This is a genomic window from Amycolatopsis sp. WAC 01376, assembly GCF_003947415.1.
Lineage (GTDB): Bacteria > Actinomycetota > Actinomycetes > Mycobacteriales > Pseudonocardiaceae > Amycolatopsis.
Genome location: NZ_QHKL01000001.1, coordinates 1189494 through 1204889, shown reverse-complemented (window position 1 = coordinate 1204889; position 15396 = coordinate 1189494). Strand labels below are relative to the sequence as shown.

The 15396-nt window shown below is 67.3% G+C and carries 16 protein-coding genes; 11 read left to right on the top strand and 5 right to left on the bottom strand.

Annotated features, from left to right (window positions below; genetic code table 11):
• Positions 1-44 precede the first annotated feature (44 nt).
• The 3 genes from DMH03_RS05710 to DMH03_RS05700 are packed head-to-tail and all read left to right on the top strand — an operon-like array spanning position 45 to position 3381.
• Complete coding sequence (locus DMH03_RS05710; protein WP_125790893.1) at positions 45-1517, top strand: NAD(P)/FAD-dependent oxidoreductase; 1473 nt, start codon at positions 45-47, stop codon at positions 1515-1517.
• On the top strand, positions 1514-2380 hold the full coding sequence (locus tag DMH03_RS05705; protein WP_125790892.1) for a metal-dependent hydrolase: 867 nt from the start codon (positions 1514-1516) through the stop codon (positions 2378-2380). The genes DMH03_RS05710 and DMH03_RS05705 overlap by 4 nt, the downstream gene beginning before the upstream one ends.
• Positions 2377-3381, top strand: coding sequence for a PDR/VanB family oxidoreductase (locus tag DMH03_RS05700; RefSeq protein WP_125790891.1), 1005 nt, complete (start codon positions 2377-2379; stop codon positions 3379-3381). The genes DMH03_RS05705 and DMH03_RS05700 overlap by 4 nt, the downstream gene beginning before the upstream one ends.
• A gap of 4 nt (positions 3382-3385) precedes the next feature.
• Here DMH03_RS05700 and DMH03_RS05695 read toward each other — a convergent pair whose 3' ends face one another.
• Entirely contained in the window at positions 3386-3670 is a 285-nt protein-coding gene (locus tag DMH03_RS05695) for a YciI family protein (protein WP_125790890.1), read from the bottom strand.
• Between the two features lie 141 nt (positions 3671-3811).
• Between DMH03_RS05695 and DMH03_RS05690 the strand changes: the two genes are divergently transcribed.
• The 4 genes from DMH03_RS05690 to DMH03_RS05675 all read left to right on the top strand — a co-directional run bounded on the left by DMH03_RS05690 (position 3812) and on the right by DMH03_RS05675 (position 6861).
• Complete coding sequence (locus DMH03_RS05690) at positions 3812-4387, top strand: SigE family RNA polymerase sigma factor (protein WP_007032484.1); 576 nt, start codon at positions 3812-3814, stop codon at positions 4385-4387.
• A gap of 91 nt (positions 4388-4478) precedes the next feature.
• Positions 4479-5681 carry an N-acetylglucosamine-6-phosphate deacetylase gene (gene nagA, locus DMH03_RS05685; RefSeq protein ID WP_125791561.1) on the top strand — a complete coding sequence of 401 codons (1203 nt, stop codon included), beginning with the start codon at positions 4479-4481 and terminating at the stop codon, positions 5679-5681.
• Positions 5682-5698: 17 nt separating this feature from the next.
• The gene (locus DMH03_RS05680; protein ID WP_125790889.1) at positions 5699-6085 is read left to right on the top strand and encodes a hypothetical protein; all 387 of its coding nucleotides are present in this window, start codon (positions 5699-5701) and stop codon (positions 6083-6085) included.
• A 53-nt stretch (positions 6086-6138) separates the two neighbouring features.
• Complete coding sequence (locus tag DMH03_RS05675) at positions 6139-6861, top strand: DedA family protein (protein ID WP_125790888.1); 723 nt, start codon at positions 6139-6141, stop codon at positions 6859-6861.
• 67 nt (positions 6862-6928) lie between these two features.
• Here the strand turns inward: DMH03_RS05675 and DMH03_RS05670 are convergent, their stop codons facing one another.
• On the bottom strand, positions 6929-8317 hold the full coding sequence (locus DMH03_RS05670; protein ID WP_125790887.1) for an FAD-binding oxidoreductase: 1389 nt from the start codon (positions 8315-8317) through the stop codon (positions 6929-6931).
• A 19-nt stretch (positions 8318-8336) separates the two neighbouring features.
• Complete coding sequence (locus DMH03_RS05665; protein ID WP_125790886.1) at positions 8337-9821, bottom strand: MFS transporter; 1485 nt, start codon at positions 9819-9821, stop codon at positions 8337-8339.
• 91 nt (positions 9822-9912) lie between these two features.
• On the opposite strand from DMH03_RS05665, the gene DMH03_RS05660 reads away from it, so the two are divergent.
• Complete coding sequence (locus tag DMH03_RS05660; protein ID WP_125790885.1) at positions 9913-10440, top strand: TetR/AcrR family transcriptional regulator; 528 nt, start codon at positions 9913-9915, stop codon at positions 10438-10440.
• Positions 10441-10511: 71 nt separating this feature from the next.
• On the opposite strand, the gene DMH03_RS05655 is transcribed toward DMH03_RS05660, so the two are convergent.
• Positions 10512-10934 (bottom strand): PPOX class F420-dependent oxidoreductase, encoded by a 423-nt coding sequence (locus DMH03_RS05655; protein ID WP_125790884.1) that lies wholly within the window; start codon positions 10932-10934, stop codon positions 10512-10514.
• Positions 10935-11138: 204 nt separating this feature from the next.
• On the opposite strand from DMH03_RS05655, the gene DMH03_RS05650 reads away from it, so the two are divergent.
• The 3 genes from DMH03_RS05650 to DMH03_RS05640 all read left to right on the top strand — a co-directional run bounded on the left by DMH03_RS05650 (position 11139) and on the right by DMH03_RS05640 (position 14851).
• Positions 11139-11657, top strand: a complete 519-nt coding sequence (locus DMH03_RS05650; RefSeq protein ID WP_125784806.1) for a MarR family winged helix-turn-helix transcriptional regulator — start codon at positions 11139-11141, stop codon at positions 11655-11657.
• Positions 11658-11661: 4 nt separating this feature from the next.
• Positions 11662-13923, top strand: coding sequence for an MFS transporter (locus DMH03_RS05645; protein ID WP_125790883.1), 2262 nt, complete (start codon positions 11662-11664; stop codon positions 13921-13923).
• A 259-nt stretch (positions 13924-14182) separates the two neighbouring features.
• A complete protein-coding gene (locus DMH03_RS05640) occupies positions 14183-14851 on the top strand; it encodes a DedA family protein (RefSeq protein WP_125790882.1) in 669 nt (222 codons plus the stop codon).
• Here the strand turns inward: DMH03_RS05640 and DMH03_RS05635 are convergent.
• Positions 14848-15261: a VOC family protein gene (locus DMH03_RS05635; protein WP_125679557.1), complete on the bottom strand. Its 414-nt coding sequence runs from the start codon at positions 15259-15261 to the stop codon at positions 14848-14850. The two genes, DMH03_RS05640 and DMH03_RS05635, sit on opposite strands and share 4 nt — an antisense overlap.
• Between the last annotated feature and the right edge of the window lie 135 nt (positions 15262-15396).

Below are 15396 nucleotides of genomic sequence, written 5' to 3'. Positions count from 1 at the left end.
TAACGTCATCTGGGCACGAACGCCTCGAAGTGGAGGATTGCCAGATGACCGAGCGAGTCAAGGTCGTGATCGTGGGCACCGGTTTCTCCGGGCTCGGCCAGGCCATCCAGCTCGAAAAGGCCGGGATCTCCGACTACGTGATCCTGGAGAAGGCGGACGAAGTCGGCGGTACGTGGCGCGACAACTCGTACCCCGGCTGCGCCTGCGACGTGCAGTCCCACATGTACTCGTTCTCGTACGAGCAGAACCCGGACTGGTCGCGGTCGTTCTCGCCGGCCCCGGAGATCTTCCAGTACCTCAAGGATGTCACCGACAAGTATCGGCTGCGCAGCAAGATCCGGTTCGGCGTCGAGCTCACCGGCGCCACCTGGGACGACACCGCGCGCCGCTGGCACGTCCACACCAAATCCGGCCAGGACATCGAGGCTCAGTTCGTCGTCTCGGGCGTCGGCGGCCTGCACATCCCGCAGGTGCCCAAGCTGCCCGGGATCGAGAAGTTCAAGGGCCAGACCTGGCATTCCGCGCAGTGGAACCACGAGTACGACCTGCGCGGCAAGAAGGTCGCCGTGGTCGGCACCGGCGCGAGCGCGATCCAGTTCGTCCCGAAGATCGCCCCCGAGGTCGACGAGCTGACGTTGTTCCAGCGCACGCCGCCGTGGATCATGCCGAAGCCCGACCACGCCATGCCCGCTTGGGCCAAGACCGCGTTCCGCCGCATCCCCGGCGTGCAACGGCTTTACCGCAACGCGCTCTACTGGTTCCTCGAAGTGCGTGCCGTCGGCTTCAACGGCCACCCCGCGATCATGAAGGCCGGCGAGGCGATCGCGAAGCGCCACATCGGCAAGGCCATCAAGGATCCGAAGCTGCGCAAGAAGGTCACCCCGGACTACACCATGGGCTGCAAGCGGGTGCTGATCTCCAACGACTACTACCCGGCGATCAATCGGTCCAATGTGGACGTCAACACCGAAGGCGTGCGCGAGGTCAAGGCGCACAGCGTCGTCGACGGGAACGGCGTCGAGCACGAGGTCGACGCGATCATCTACGGCACCGGCTTCAAGGTCACGGATGCCTTGGAATACCTGGACATCACCGGCGTCGACGGCCGCGACCTCGCCAAGGAATGGGCCACCGAGGGGATGCACACGCACAAGGGCATCACCGTTTCCGGCTTCCCCAACCTGTTCTTCCTCCTCGGCCCGAACACCGCGCTGGGCCACAACTCCGTGGTCTTCATGATCGAGTCGCAGGCGCGGTACGTCGTCGACGCGATCGAACTCGCCGATTCGCGTGGTGCCGCCGCGCTCGACGTCCGCGCCGGCGTGCAGGAGAAGTTCCAGCGCGAGATCCAGGACAAACTGGTCAAGGGCGTGTGGACCCAGGGCGGTTGCAAGAGCTGGTATCTCGACGCGAAGGGCGTCAACCGGACGATCTGGCCCGGGTTCACCTGGCGCTACTGGCTCGAAACCCGCAAGGTCGACCCGAGCGACTACGAGCTCAGCGGGAGGTCGTCGTGACCGACCACGAGCAGGTCGTCCTGCACGCGCGCGACGTCGAGTTCGACTGGGCGTCGCTGCCGATGCACTGGATCCCGGGCGAACCGCAGGCGACGCATACGATCAACGTGCTGCATCTGGCGCTGCCGGAGGGCGAACGCTGGTTCGTCGAGGTGTTCAAGCAGGCCGTGCCGCTGATCCGCGACGAGCGGCTCAAGGAGGACGTCCTCGGCTTCATCGGCCAGGAGGCCATGCACGCCGAAGCGCACGACGGCGCCGCGGAACACCTCGAAGCGGCGGGCGTCCACGTGCGGCCGTACATCGCGCAGATGGAGTGGATGTTCCGCCGCCTGCTCGGCGACCGCGACCTTTCCGCCAAGCGGCGTGAGGAATGGCTGATCGAGCGGCTCGCCATCATCGCCGCGATCGAGCACTACACCGCTTTCCTCGGCCAGTGGATCCTCGACGCCGAAGCGCTCGACAAGGCGGGCGCCGACCCGACGATGCTGGATCTCCTGCGCTGGCACGGCGCCGAAGAGGTCGAGCACCGCTCTGTCGCCTTCGATCTGTTCATGCACCTCGACGGCCGCTACACCCGCCGCGTGCGCAGCATGCTCGTGGTGACGCCGGTGCTCGCGTGGGTCTTCTTGCGGGGCACCAGGTTCCTCATGAAGAACGATCCGACGCGGCCGGGCAAGACGAGTTTCCGGACCTATCTGCGCGTCGCGAAGCTCGGCCTGCTGCCCTCGGGCAGGCAGCTGCGGCGCGAGATCCGGCCGTACTTCCGGAAGTCCTATCACCCCACCGAGACCGGCAACACCGATCAGGCCGTCGCGTACCTCGCGAGTTCCCCGGCCGCCTTGGCCGCCGACGAACCCCAGTGACGCCGCCGACGCGCCCACTGCGGCTCGACGGCAGCGGGCGGACCGACCGCGCGATGGCGTCGCTGACCGGTGTCGTCGCGCTGTACCGCAGGCTCAGCGGGGTGAGCGGACGCCGTCGTCCACCGGTGGCCGTCGTCGACCGTGATCTTCCGCTGGTCGTCGACGAAGTCCGTGCCGAAGCCGACGGCGTGGCCGGGCTGCGGCTGGTGCACGAACGCGGCGAACCGCTGCCGCGATGGCGGCCCGGCGCGCACATCGACCTCGCGCCGCGGCCGGGACTGGTCCGGCAGTACTCCTTGTGCGGCGACCCGGAAGACCGCTCGGCCTACCGCGTCGGCGTCCGGTTGCTCGGCGAGGGATCGACGGCGGTGCACGCGCTGAAGAAGGGCGCTCGCATCACGGCGCGGGGCCCGCGCAACGCGTTCCCGTTCGTCGCGAGCCCGGCGTACCTGTTCGTCGCGGGCGGCATCGGGATCACGCCGATCCTGCCGATGGTGCGGCAAGCCGCCGCGGCGGGCGCGGACTGGCGACTGGTCTACACCGGTCGCGACGAAGCCTCGATGCCCTTCCTGGCGGAATTGTCCGAATTCGGGGATCGTGTCTGGATTCGTCCGGACACGGACTACGGAATCCCCGCTTCCGGCGCGGAACTCCTCGAAGGGGCACCGGAAGGCGCGCCGATCTACTGCTGCGGCCCGGTTCCGATGATCGTCGGTGTCCGCACGGACGCGGCGCTGCGTGCTTCGGGGCCGGTGTTCTTCGAACGGTTTTCGACGCCGCCGATCGTCGGCGGCGAGCCGTTCCGCGTCGAACTGGCCCGCAGCGGCCGGATTTTGGACGTGCCCGCCGACCGGACGGCGCTCGACGTCCTGCGCGAAACCGTGCCCGGCATCGCTTATTCGTGCCGTCAGGGGTTCTGCGGGACGTGCGAACTGCCGACCGTGACCGGCGACCGCGTCCGGGTCTGCGTCGAACGCGAGCCGGTCACCCTCGATCTCTGAGCTGTCAGGCTTCCTTGGGGATCCAGGAACCGATCACCGGCTTGAACTCGCGGACGGTCCGCTCCGCGACAACACCTTCGAGGTGGTACGGGTCCTTATTGATGATTTCGAGCAGCGCCGCTTCGTCGGCCGCCTGGTACATCGAGATACCGCCGGAGCCGTCGCCCAGCGGGCCGCCGAGCGCGACGACGCCCTGGCCGGCGAGGGCGGACAGGAATTCCCGGTGCCGGGGGCGCACATCCGCCAGCTTCTCCTGCACGTACGTGATCTCCACCAGGAACCAGGCCATCGACATCTCCAAGGTCGCTCCAACAGACGCCCCCCAGCTTCTCAGGATCCGATCAGGCAGGACTCCCGCCCCACCCGATACGCTGATCGAGCGCCATGCACAGGTTGTGCGTCAAAGGGGTAAATGAACAGGTAGGGGTACATGCTCGAGGGCAATGCGGAACGCAGTGTCGAGGCGACCCTCGGCCATCTGCGCACCATGGACGGACCGGTCACGCCACCGCCGCCTGCGGCACCGCTGACCCTTGAGGATCTCTATCGCCAGCACCGGATGCGGCTCGTCCGGCTGGCCATCCTGCTCGTGGACGAACCGGCGACCGCCGAAGACGTCGTCCAGGAGGCCTTCACCGGGCTGCACCGCAACTGGGGGCGCCTGCGCGACGCCGCCGCGGCCGTCGGATACCTGCGCACCGCCGTGGTCAACGGATCACGCAGTGTGCTGCGCCGCCGCAAGACCGCCCGCGAGTACGTCGCGCCGCACGCCGTCAACGCGCGTTCGGCCGAAAGCCTCGCCATGCTGTCGAGTGAACATCAGGCCGTGGTGAGCGCTTTGTCCAAACTGCCCCCTCGCCAGCGCGAGGTTTTGGTCCTCCGTTACTACGGTGGGCTGAGTGAGGCCGAAATCTCCGAGGCCGCCGGGATTTCGAAAGGTACCGTTAAGTCAACCGCCAGCCGGGCGCTGGAGGCACTGCAGAAAGCGATGCAGTCGCCGAACTGACACCCGGCTTTAATCTCGAGCGCTGGGTTGTGCCGCCATGCTTGGTCCAGACCAATATATGCTGGGGGACGTGAGAGGCGCCGGAGATTTCGTGATCGTGGGCGGCCGGGTCGTCGCCCCGGACCGTGTACTCGACGACGGCTGGCTGGCTATCGCCGGCGGCAGGATCGTCCAAGTCGGTTCCGGGACACCCCCGGACATCGATCGCGTCGATGTCGACGGGTGCCTGGTCGTGCCCGGCTTCGTCGACACCCACTGCCACGGCGGTGGGGGCGGGTCGTTCTCCAGTGCGAACCCCGAGGAGCTGTTCCGCGCCATCCGCGCGCACCGGCGGCACGGGACCACGACCATGCTCGGCAGTCTGGTCTCGGACCCCGTCCCGGTGCTCAGGGACCAGATCGCCGCCCTGCGTGAGCTGGTCCAAGAGGGTGAACTTGCCGGAATTCACCTTGAAGGACCCTTCATCTCGAAGGCTCGTTGCGGAGCGCACGACCCGGCGACGCTGATCGAGCCGGACACGGCCACGGTCAACGCGCTGCTCGGCGCCGGCCGCGGCGACATCCGGATGGTCACCCTCGCCCCCGAACTGCACGGCGGGATCAAGGCGGTCCGGCAACTGGCCGAATCGGGCGTCATCGCCGCCATCGGGCACACCGACGGCGTCGAGGACCAGATCATCCCCGCGATCGACGCGGGCGCCTCCGTCGCGACCCACCTCTTCAACGCCATGCGGCCCCTCCACCACCGCGAGCCGGGCCCGATCGGCGCCCTCCTCGACGACGAGCGGATCACCGTCGAGCTGATCTGCGACCTCGTCCACGTCCACCCGACCGTGCTGCGGCTCGCCGCGCACCACGCGGGCAAGGGCCGGACGGTGCTCATCACCGACGCCATGTCGGCCACCGACGCCGCCGACGGCAGCTACATCCTCGGCCGCCTGGAGGTCGACGTCCGCGACGGCGTCGCCACCCTCGCCGGGAACGGTTCGCTGGCTGGCAGCACGCTGACCATGGACGCGGCCTTCCGCAACCTGGTCCGCGGCGCGGGCATCGACCTGCTCGACGCCGTCCGCGCGACCTCCGGACGGCCCGCCGAACTGCTCGGCCTCGCCGACCGGACCGGGTCGCTGCGCGCCGGGCTCGCGGCCGACGTCGTCGTGCTCGATCGCGACCTCCGGCCGGTCAAGGTGCTGCGCCAGGGCGAATGGGTCAAGGACGACGCTGCGGCTACATTGAGCGCCACGGCCCCGCTGAGCGGCGCGGTCGAAGGCGGTGTGTCGGTCAGCGACGGGTAGCGGCGAAGGGAGACCGGATGAGCGAGCCCAAGGACCCGGAGAAACTCCTGGCCGACGCCTTGCGCGCACAGGCCGTCTTCGCTCCTTCGGCGGAACGCATCTCCGAATCGACTACGGACAAACCGGCCGAAACGGACACGGAGAGTAGTGTCCCTTCCGGTAAGAACGAACTGCCCCCGCAATACGGACTGCTTTCCGGTGCCGGAGCCGACTCGCTCGAACGGGAACGCGTCGCGCTTGAGGACGCGGAAACGGCCAGGCTGGCGGAGCGTCCGATGACGACTCAGGCGCCTTCAGCGCCTTCGCCGAGCAGCCCGCCCCTGCCCGCGTACTGGGTGCTGCTGCTCGCCGTGCTGCTGGGGCTGGCCGCCGGTTCCGTGATCGGGCTGCTCACGCTGATCTGAGCCGCCTCTCCCGTCGGGTCAAAGCACTCAGCGTCACCCTGTACCGTTTTGGTGTGATCCTGGCGCAGAACAACGTGACGACGATGGGCCTCCTGCCGGAGTGGCTGGACCCGCAGCACCTGCTGAGCGGGCTGACCGTTCCGGTCATCACCGTGCTCTGCCTGATCATCTTCGTCGAGAGCAGCATCTTCCCGGTGCTGCCCGGTGACTCACTGCTGTTCACCGCCGGCCTGTTCATCGCGAACGGCTCGATCGAGGCGCCGCTGTGGCTGGTGTGCGTCCTGGTCACCGTCGCCGCACTGGTCGGCAACGCGGTCGGCTACGGCCTCGGCCGGAAGGTCGGGCCCTGGCTGTTCCGCAAGCCGGATTCGAAGTTCTTCAACCAGAAGTACGTGGACCAGACCCACGCCTTCCTCGAGAAGCACGGGCCGAAGGCCGTCGTGCTGGCGCGGTTCGTGCCGTTCGTGCGGACGTTCATCACCTGGATCGCCGGCATCGGCAAGATGGACCCGAAGAAGTACTTCACCTACACCGTCATCGGCGGCATCCTGTGGGCCGCCGGGATCACCGCGCTCGGCCACCTGCTCGGCGGCGTCGCGTTCATCCGCGACAACGTCGACGCGATCTTCATCCTGATCGTGCTGGTGTCCGTGGTGCCGATCGTGATCGAGTACCTCAAGGCCCGCCGCGAGAAGAAGCACGCGGACACCGCGACCGGCCTCGTCGCCGAGGCCGCCGAGGACATCACGCAGCAGATCCCGCGCATCCGCGACTGACCCTTCCGGCGTGCCATGAACGGTCCGTTACTTGCAAATTTTGCAAGTAACGGACCGTTCATGGCGTTCAGAGGGAGAACATCGAGCCGGGGTTGAAGAGGTTCCCCGGGTCGAGAGCCCGCTTGATCTGGCGATGCACCTGAAGGCCGACTTCGCCGATCTCCTTGACGAGCCACTCGCGTTTGATCCGGCCGATGCCGTGCTCGCCGGTGACCGTGCCGCCCAGCGACAGGCTGACGTCGAGGATCGCGTCGAAGGCCGTCCGCGCGCGGGCGAACTCCTCCTCGGAATCCTGCGCGTAAACGATCGTCGGGTGCATGTTGCCGTCACCCGCGTGGCCGACGACGGCGATCCGCAAGCCGACTTCTTCGCTGATCCGCTCGCAGCCGGCGATCAGTTCGGCGATGCGCGTGCGCGGCACGCAGACGTCGTCGGTCAGCCAGACGCCGTACATCTCCAGCGCGGTGAGCACGACCCGCCGCGCCTGCAGCAGCATCTTGCCCTCTTCGATGTCCTCGGTGGCGTAGGCCAGATCCGCGCCGCAGTCGACGCAGATCTGTTCCAGCGCGGCGAGTTCCCGGCGCGCGACCTCGCCGCCGGAGTCGGATTGCGCGAGCAGCAAGGCTTTGCAGTCCGAACTCGTGCCGAGGTCGGTCTTGAGATACGCCTCGGCGGCCTTGATCGACGTGGCGTCCATGATCTCCAGCAGCGACGGCACGAGCCCCTCGCGCACCACCCGCGCGACGGCCTCGCCCGCGGCTTCCGTGCTGTTGAAGGCGGCGACGAGGGTCGCGGGCAACTGCGGCAACGGTTTCAGCGCGACGGTCGCCTGGGTGATCACGCCGAGCGTGCCCTCGCTGCCGACGAAGAGCCGCGCGAGGTCATAGCCCGCGACACCCTTCACCGTGCGGCGCCCGGTCTTCAGCAGTGAGCCGTCGGCGAGCACGACTTCCAGTCCCAGCACGGAATCCGTGGTGACGCCGTACTTCACGCAGCACAGCCCACCGGCGTTGGTGGACAGGTTCCCGCCGATGGTGCACCAGTCGTAGCTGGACGGATCCGGCGGATAGAACAGGCCGTGCTTCTCCACCGCGTTGCGGAAATCGAGGTTCACCACGCCGGGCTGCACGACGGCGAGCCGGTTGCCTTCGTCGATCTCGACGATCTGGTCGAGTTTGGTCAGCACCAGCACGACACAGCCGTCGATCGCGTTCGCGGCGCCGGACAGACCACTGCCGGCGCCGCGGGGCACGATCGGCACCTCGAACTCCGCGCACGCCTTCACCACGGCCTGCACACCCTCCGTGTCGGACGGCAGTACCACCGCGAGGGGTTTGCCGCTGGCGGCCAGCGGCATCATGTCGCGCGAGTAGGCGTCCGTGACGTCGGTGTCGGTGAGCACCGCGGCGTCGCCGAGACGCTCGCGGAGCCGGGTGACCAGGGCATGGTTGTTCATGCCCTCATCGTAGGCGCGATTACGTCCGCACTGCGGAAATTTTTTTCCGATCGAGCAGGATGAACGCCTGAACACCTGTATAGACGAGCACGGCGACACCCGCCCATGCGGTCACGTGCACCCCTTGGGTGAAGGCCTCGCGAGCCGATTCCAGGAGCGCCTGTCCCGCGACAGGGTCGAGCTGCTGCGCGGTGGCGACGGCGCCACCGAGGGTGTCCCGGGCGGCGTCGGCCGTCCCTTCCGGCAGACCGGACCGGTAGACCGCGGTCGCGACACTGCCGAGGATGGCCGTGCCGAGCGCGCCGCCCAGCTCGAACCCGGTTTCGGAGATCGCCGACGCGGCCCCGGCCCGTTCGGCCGGAGCGGCCGAGATGACCAGGTCGTTCGTCAGCGTTTCCGACAGGGCGACACCGCCGCCGAGCAGCGTGAACGACACCACGACGTACGCGAGCCCGCCGCCGGACGACACCTGGGTCAACGCCAGGAATCCGACCGCGGCGACCAGGAGACCGCCACTGACCAGCACGGATACCCGGATCCGCTTCGCGAGCCAGGCCGCGAGAAGCGCGCCGGCGACACCGGCGACCGTCGCCGGGAGCATCCACAGCGCGGCGACGACCGGGGTCAGCCCGAGCACCAGCTGCAGGTACTGCGGCACCAGGAACAGCAGTCCGACCATGGCGAAGACGCCGAGCATGTTCGTCACCACGGAACCACTGAAGGCCCGGTTCGAGAACAGCTTCAGGTCGAGCATCGGCTCGTCGAGGCTGTTCTGCCTGCGGACGAACACGACACCGAGCGCGAGCCCGATCAGCACGCTGACCGCGGCCTTCCAGGTGAAGCCGTGTTCGGCGACCAGCTTGATGCCGTAGACCACCGGCAGCATCGCGGCCAGCGACAGCAGTGCCGACAACGGGTCGAAGCGGCCCGGCTTCGGGTCACGCGCCTCCGGCAGCAGGAACGGGCCGACGACCAGCAGGATCACCATCACCGGGACGTTGATGAGGAAGACCGAACCCCACCAGAAGTGCTCCAGCAGCCAGCCGCCGAGCACCGGCCCGAGCGCCATCCCGCCGGAGAACCCGGCACTCCAGACGGCGATCGCGGTCCGGCGCTGTTTGACGTCGACGAAGATGCTGCGGATCAGCGACAGCGTCGACGGCATCAGCGTCGCGCCACCCACACCGAGCAGCGCCCGCGCGATGATCAGCATGAACGCGCTGGTCGAGAAGGCCGCGAGCACCGACGCGGCACCGAACGCGGCGGCACCCATGAGCAGCAGCTTGCGACGGCCGATGCGGTCACCGAGCGTGCCCATCAGGACCAGCAGGCCCGCCAGCATGAACGAATAGATGTCGACGATCCACAACTGCTCCGCACCGGTGGGCGCCAGATCCTCGGACAGGAACGGCAGCGCGAACCCGAGCACCGTCATGTCCACGCTGATCAGCAGCACCGGAAGCACCAGTACCGCCAACGCCGACCACTGCTTGCGCCCCGCCATGGCGCACTCTCCTCAATTAGGTAAACCGTCCGGACGGTACAGTTACCGCCCTGATCGAAGGTAAACCGTCCAGACGGTATAGTCAACTGATATGGCGAAGACCTCGGCGAAGGAACACATCCTCGACTCGTACGAGGAGATACTCATCGAACAGGGCCCCGGCGGGGTCACCCTGGAAGCCGTCGCCGCCCGCGCCGGGGTGTCGAAGGGCGGTCTGCTCTACCACTTCGGCTCGAAGGATGCCCTGGTCGAAGGCCTGATGGAACGTCTCGCAACCCTGTCGGACGCAGACCTCGAACAGGCACGGACGGCGCCGGAAGGCGTCGTTTCCTGGTACCTGCGCACCGCCATCACCGACGTGACCCAGCGCAAGCCGCTGCACCGCACGACCATGGCGACGATCCGGATCATGCTCAACGAGCCGCGGGTCGCCGAGGTCGTCCAGGTCTACAACCAGAAGATCCACGACCTGATCAGCGAGCACGTCGGCGACCCGCTGTCCGCCGAACTGATCATCCTGGTCGGCGACGGTCTCTACCTGCGGGCGGCACTCGGCCGGGACGACGCGAGCGCCCTCCTCGACCGGATCGACGAGATCAAGGCCCGCATCCAGCGCTGACGCGTTTAGTCCTCTGAATGCGGTCCTTGCGCGTGCAACTACCGCATTCAGAGGACTAAACGCAGAGGGGCCTACATCTGCAGGCCGTAGACGCGCTCGATCGGGATGGTGAGCAGAACGCGCTGGTCGGCGACCATGGCGTCGCGGAACTCGGCCCAGTCCGGATGCTCGCCCCTGGCCCGCCGGTAGTGGTCCACCAGCGCGTCCACGGTCGCGTCGTCGCGCGAAGCGGCGGTCGGCGTCAACACCGCAGGCCCCTCGACGACGACGTAGCCGTCACCACTCTCGGTCGAGACGTGGAACGTCGCCCGCGGGTCGCGCTGCAGGTTCTTCGTCTTGGCGCGCGGTGCGGTGATCGAGATCAGGATCGCGCCGGCGTCCCCGTCGTAGAGGTAATTGACGGTCGACAGTTGCGGCCTGCCGTCGCGCTTGATGGTGGCGAGGGTGCCGAAGTTTCGGTCGGCGAGGATCGCGTAGAGCGCGGAGTCGGTCATCCCTCCATCAAAGCAAAAGTGCAGCTCAGCGGCCCAAGACGGGCGAACCGGACAAACATGCACGAATAAATGTGCTTGCATGCGGCAACTAAAGTGTTGTCCGACACACAACGTCACTTTCTTCTTGCGAAGCTCTCCTGAGAGGAACATCCTTGCTCTAGGCAACTAGTTGCAGTGACCAAGCAACCGGCGAGAGAGACGGCGATGACACCCACGACACCCGGCACCAGGTCGAAGGCCGACCTCGACCTGGCCGACACCCTCGGGCACGAGCTCGTGCGGCTCGTTCGCCTGGTCAACCGGGCCAAGTCCCAGGTGTCCAAGCAGGGACCGGACGGCATCGAGCGGGCCGCGTACGCGATCCTCTTCTGCCTCATCCACGTCGGCCCCCAGCGGACCAGCAAACTCGCCGAGTTCCTGCACTCCGAGATCTCGACCATCAGCAGGCAGTCGAGCTCTCTCGTCCAGCACGGGCTGGTCGAGCGCCTGGCCGACCCCGAAGACGGCCGCGCCTGCCTGCTCGCACCGACCGCCGAAGGGCATCGGGTGTTCGAGGAGAACCGCAAGCAGCGGAACCAGTGGCTCGCCGAGGTGCTCGGCGACTGGTCCGACGACGACCGGAAAACCCTCAACTCGCTGTTCCACCGGCTGAACGACGACCTCGAAAAAACATCTCCACAGTTCGCCGACCCCGCGTCGGCGTCGAAGGCCAAGGGGGCCTGAAGCAATGAGTTCCACCGTAGAAAGTCCACCAGCCGTCGAAGAAGACGGACCCCGGCTCAGTCACCGTCAGATCGTCACGATCCTGATCGGCCTGATGTCGGGCATGTTCCTGGCGGCGCTCGACCAGACGATCGTGGGCACCTCGATCGTCCGCATCGCGAATGACCTCAACGGGTTCGACCTGCAGGCCTGGATCACCACGGCCTACCTGATCACCTCGACGATCGTCACGCCGATCTACGGCAAGCTGTCCGACATCTACGGGCGCAAGCCGTTCTACATCGCGGCGATCTCGATCTTCCTCATCGGCTCGATCGCCTCGGCGTTCGCGACGTCGATGTACGAACTGGCCGCGTTCCGCGCGATCCAGGGCCTCGGCGCCGGCGGTCTGATGTCGCTGGCGATGACGATCATGGGCGACATCGTGCCGCCCCGGGAACGTGCCCGCTACCAGGGTTACTTCCTCGCCGTGTTCGGTATCTCCACCGTGCTCGGCCCGGTGCTCGGCGGGTTCTTCGCCGACTTCGACAAGCTCGGCACCGTCTTCGGCTACGACATCGCCGGCTGGCGCTGGGTGTTCCTGATCAACGTGCCGATCGCGATCGTCGCGCTGTTCGTCGTCGCCCGCGTGCTCAACGTGCCGCACCAGCGCCACGACCACAAGATCGACTGGTGGGGCGGGCTCGCGCTCGTCGTCGCCGTGGTGCCGTTCCTGATCGTCGCCGAGCAGGGCAACAAGTGGGGCTGGGGCTCGCAGAACGCGATCATCTGCTACGTCATCGGCGCCATCGGCGTGGTCGCCTTCATCTTCATCGAAAGGCTGATGAAGGACGCGGCGCTGATCCCGTTGCGGCTGTTCAAGAACTCGACCTTCACGGTCGCGATCGTCGGCGGCATCATCGTCGGTGTCGCGATGTTCGGCGCGATCATGATGATCCCGCAGTACATGCAGGTCGTTCAGGGTTACTCGCCGACCGTGTCGGGGCTGCTGATGATCCCGCTGATGGCGGGCATCATGAGCGCTTCGATCATCTCGGGCCAGATCACCAGCAAGACCGGTCGCTACAAGGTGTTCCCGGTCATCGGCACGCTGCTGATCGCGGGCGGCGCGTTCTTCTTCGCGCAGGTCGAGTACAACAGCGCGCTGTGGCACCCGCTGGTCGCGGCCGCGATCATCGGTCTCGGCCTCGGCTCCTGCATGCAGACGCTGATCATCGCGGTGCAGAACGCGGGCCCGCGCAGCGACATGGGCGTCTCGACCGCTTCGGCGACGTTCTTCCGCCAGATCGGTGGTACCGCGGGTGTCGCGGTGTTCCTGACGATCCTGTTCAACGTCCTGCCGGGCAACATCACCAAGGCGTTCGGCGGCAACGCGCCGACCGGTGAAGGCGCCGCGGCGCTGGGTGACATCACCACGAACACGAGCGGTATCGCGAACCTGCCCGAGGCCATCAAGACCCCGGTGCTGATCGGCTTCACCGAGTCGATCACCACGGTGTTCTACGTGGCGGGCGCGGTCGCGCTGCTGGCGACGCTGGTCCTGATGTTCATGAAGGAGATCCCGCTGCTCGGCGGCTCGGCTCCTTCGGCGGCTTCGGCTCTCGAAGGCGGCGAAGCTCTCCTTGAGGAGGACGACGCTCCTGTCGAAACGGCCTCCGAGAAGACGGCCGTGACCGCGCCCGTCGAACCGGGCAAGCACGCGATGACCAACGGGAACGGGGCATACCGGGCCGGGTCCGCGCAGATCAGCGGGCATGTCCGCCGGGACGACGCCACGAACGTCGCGGGTGCGGCGCTGACCCTGATCGACCACAACGGCAATCAGGTGGCCAGGACGCACACGAACGAGAACGGCGTCTACTCGTTCGCCGGCATCGTGGGCGGGCGGTACACGCTCGTCGCCAGCGGCCGCTGGTTCCGGCCGATCGCGGCGACGCTGACCGCAACCGGGGCCGGGGTGCTGCGCCATGACTTCGAACTGGTCAGCACGATCCTGCTGAGCGGGGTCGCCCGCACCGACGGCGACCGGGTGGTGCCGGACGCGCGGATCACCGTGCTCGACTCCTCGGGCGGCGTCGCCGCCGTGGCGAGGACCGACGCGGAGGGCAACTACACGGTCAGCGACCTGCCCGCCGGGACCTACACGGTGATCGCGAGCGGCTACCCGCCCGCGACCAGCCGGGTGGAACTGCTGGGCGGTGACCAGGCCGAACACGACGTCCGGCTGAGCTACGACCAGGCGCTCGACGAGCTCGTCGAGCACTAGTCCGGAGTGCCATGAAAGGTCCTTTCCTTGCAAATTTTGCAAGGAAAGGACCTTTCATTGCGTGGGCGGGGCGGCCGCCGGTGTGGAGCCGATCCTCCCCAGCCCGGCCAACAAAGATCAACAACGGCGGAACCACCACCTCGCCGACCGCGAAGAACGGACCGTTCATGCCGCATCCCGAGCAGGTGACCGGACCGTTGACACCCCCATTCCATGGTTCGGCCGCGTGCGGTTCTCGAAGTACACGTAGGCTCGCGTCGTGACTGAGGTGTACACCGAGGCCGCGGGCATCGGCGTCAGCTGGCTCGACACCGCCGGGCCGGTGCTCGTCTGGGTGATCGTGCTGAGCTTCATCTTCGTGGAGTGCGCGCTGATCATCGGGCTGTTCCTGCCAGGAGACTCCCTGCTGTTCGCGGCCGGGGTCGTCCTCGCGCAGCACGGCTCGGACCTGAACGCATGGCTGCTGTCGGCCGCCGCGCTGCTCGTCGCGATCCTCGGCAACCAGGTGGGGTATTACATCGGCCGTACGACAGGCACGAAACTGATCGCGCGCCGCGGCGGCAAGGTGCTGAACCGGCACAATCTCGACCGCGCCAGAACGTTCCTGGATCGCAGGGGTTTCTTCGCCATCGTGGCCGCGCGCTGGATCCCGTGGATCCGCACGCTGGCGCCGCTCATCGCGGGGACCGCGCGGATGGATCCGCGCCGGTTCGCGCTCGCGACGGCGCTGGGCGGGCTGCTCTGGGTGCCGACGCTGGTGCTGCTCGGCTACTACGGCGCCGGCCTGCTCGACCAGCTGCCGTGGGTCAAGACGGCGGCACTGTGGATCAGCATCGCGTTCTTCGTGGTGGGCACGGCCTACGGCGTGATCCGCTACCGCCAGGAGATGCGGCGGCCCGCCGAAGAGACCGAAGAGAGCACTGCCTAGACCTCGGGATCGGCCCAGATCTCCAGCTGGATCCCGTCCGGGTCACGGAACACGATGACCGACGAGCCTTCCAGGGTCCGCGATCCCTTCGAAGGCGTGTAGAAGACGCCGTATTCGGAGAGCCGCGCTTCCCATTCGGCCAGTTCCGATCGCGAAGAGACCTTGAACGCCACGTGGTCCAGACCTGTCCGGCGTTCGTCGAATCGCGGCCGCTCGGTGTCCTGGTGCTCGACGAGCACGACCGCGAAACCCTCGCTCGGCGACCTGAGCACGACCTTCCGAAGACCCGTTTCGGGGTCTTCGCGACGTGTGAACTCTTCGAGTTCGAGCACACGGGCGTACCAGGGCACGCTCCGATCCACATCGGTCACGGTGAGTGCCAGGTGGTGCACAGACATGAGCTTGGACATCGGGGATGACCGTCCTGATCAAGAGCTTGGGGGCGCCACCAGGGTGACACAGGCGCCTGTGGCGACGAGGTGATCCGCCGACTTCCCACATGAATCGTGATATCCGCCGGGAAAAAGTGTTAAAAAGTGGCTGAA

Coding starts and splice junctions, on each gene's coding strand:
- DMH03_RS05710 (WP_125790893.1), top strand. CDS start 45: ATGACCGAGCGAGTCAAGGTCGTGATCGTGGGCACCGGTTTCTCCGGG.
- DMH03_RS05695 (WP_125790890.1), bottom strand. CDS start 3,670: ATGGCCTGGTTCCTGGTGGAGATCACGTACGTGCAGGAGAAGCTGGCG.
- DMH03_RS05690 (WP_007032484.1), top strand. CDS start 3,812: ATGCTCGAGGGCAATGCGGAACGCAGTGTCGAGGCGACCCTCGGCCAT.
- DMH03_RS05680 (WP_125790889.1), top strand. CDS start 5,699: ATGAGCGAGCCCAAGGACCCGGAGAAACTCCTGGCCGACGCCTTGCGC.
- DMH03_RS05670 (WP_125790887.1), bottom strand. CDS start 8,317: ATGAACAACCATGCCCTGGTCACCCGGCTCCGCGAGCGTCTCGGCGAC.
- DMH03_RS05665 (WP_125790886.1), bottom strand. CDS start 9,821: ATGGCGGGGCGCAAGCAGTGGTCGGCGTTGGCGGTACTGGTGCTTCCG.
- DMH03_RS05660 (WP_125790885.1), top strand. CDS start 9,913: ATGGCGAAGACCTCGGCGAAGGAACACATCCTCGACTCGTACGAGGAG.
- DMH03_RS05655 (WP_125790884.1), bottom strand. CDS start 10,934: ATGACCGACTCCGCGCTCTACGCGATCCTCGCCGACCGAAACTTCGGC.
- DMH03_RS05650 (WP_125784806.1), top strand. CDS start 11,139: ATGACACCCACGACACCCGGCACCAGGTCGAAGGCCGACCTCGACCTG.
- DMH03_RS05645 (WP_125790883.1), top strand. CDS start 11,662: ATGAGTTCCACCGTAGAAAGTCCACCAGCCGTCGAAGAAGACGGACCC.
- DMH03_RS05635 (WP_125679557.1), bottom strand. CDS start 15,261: ATGTCCAAGCTCATGTCTGTGCACCACCTGGCACTCACCGTGACCGAT.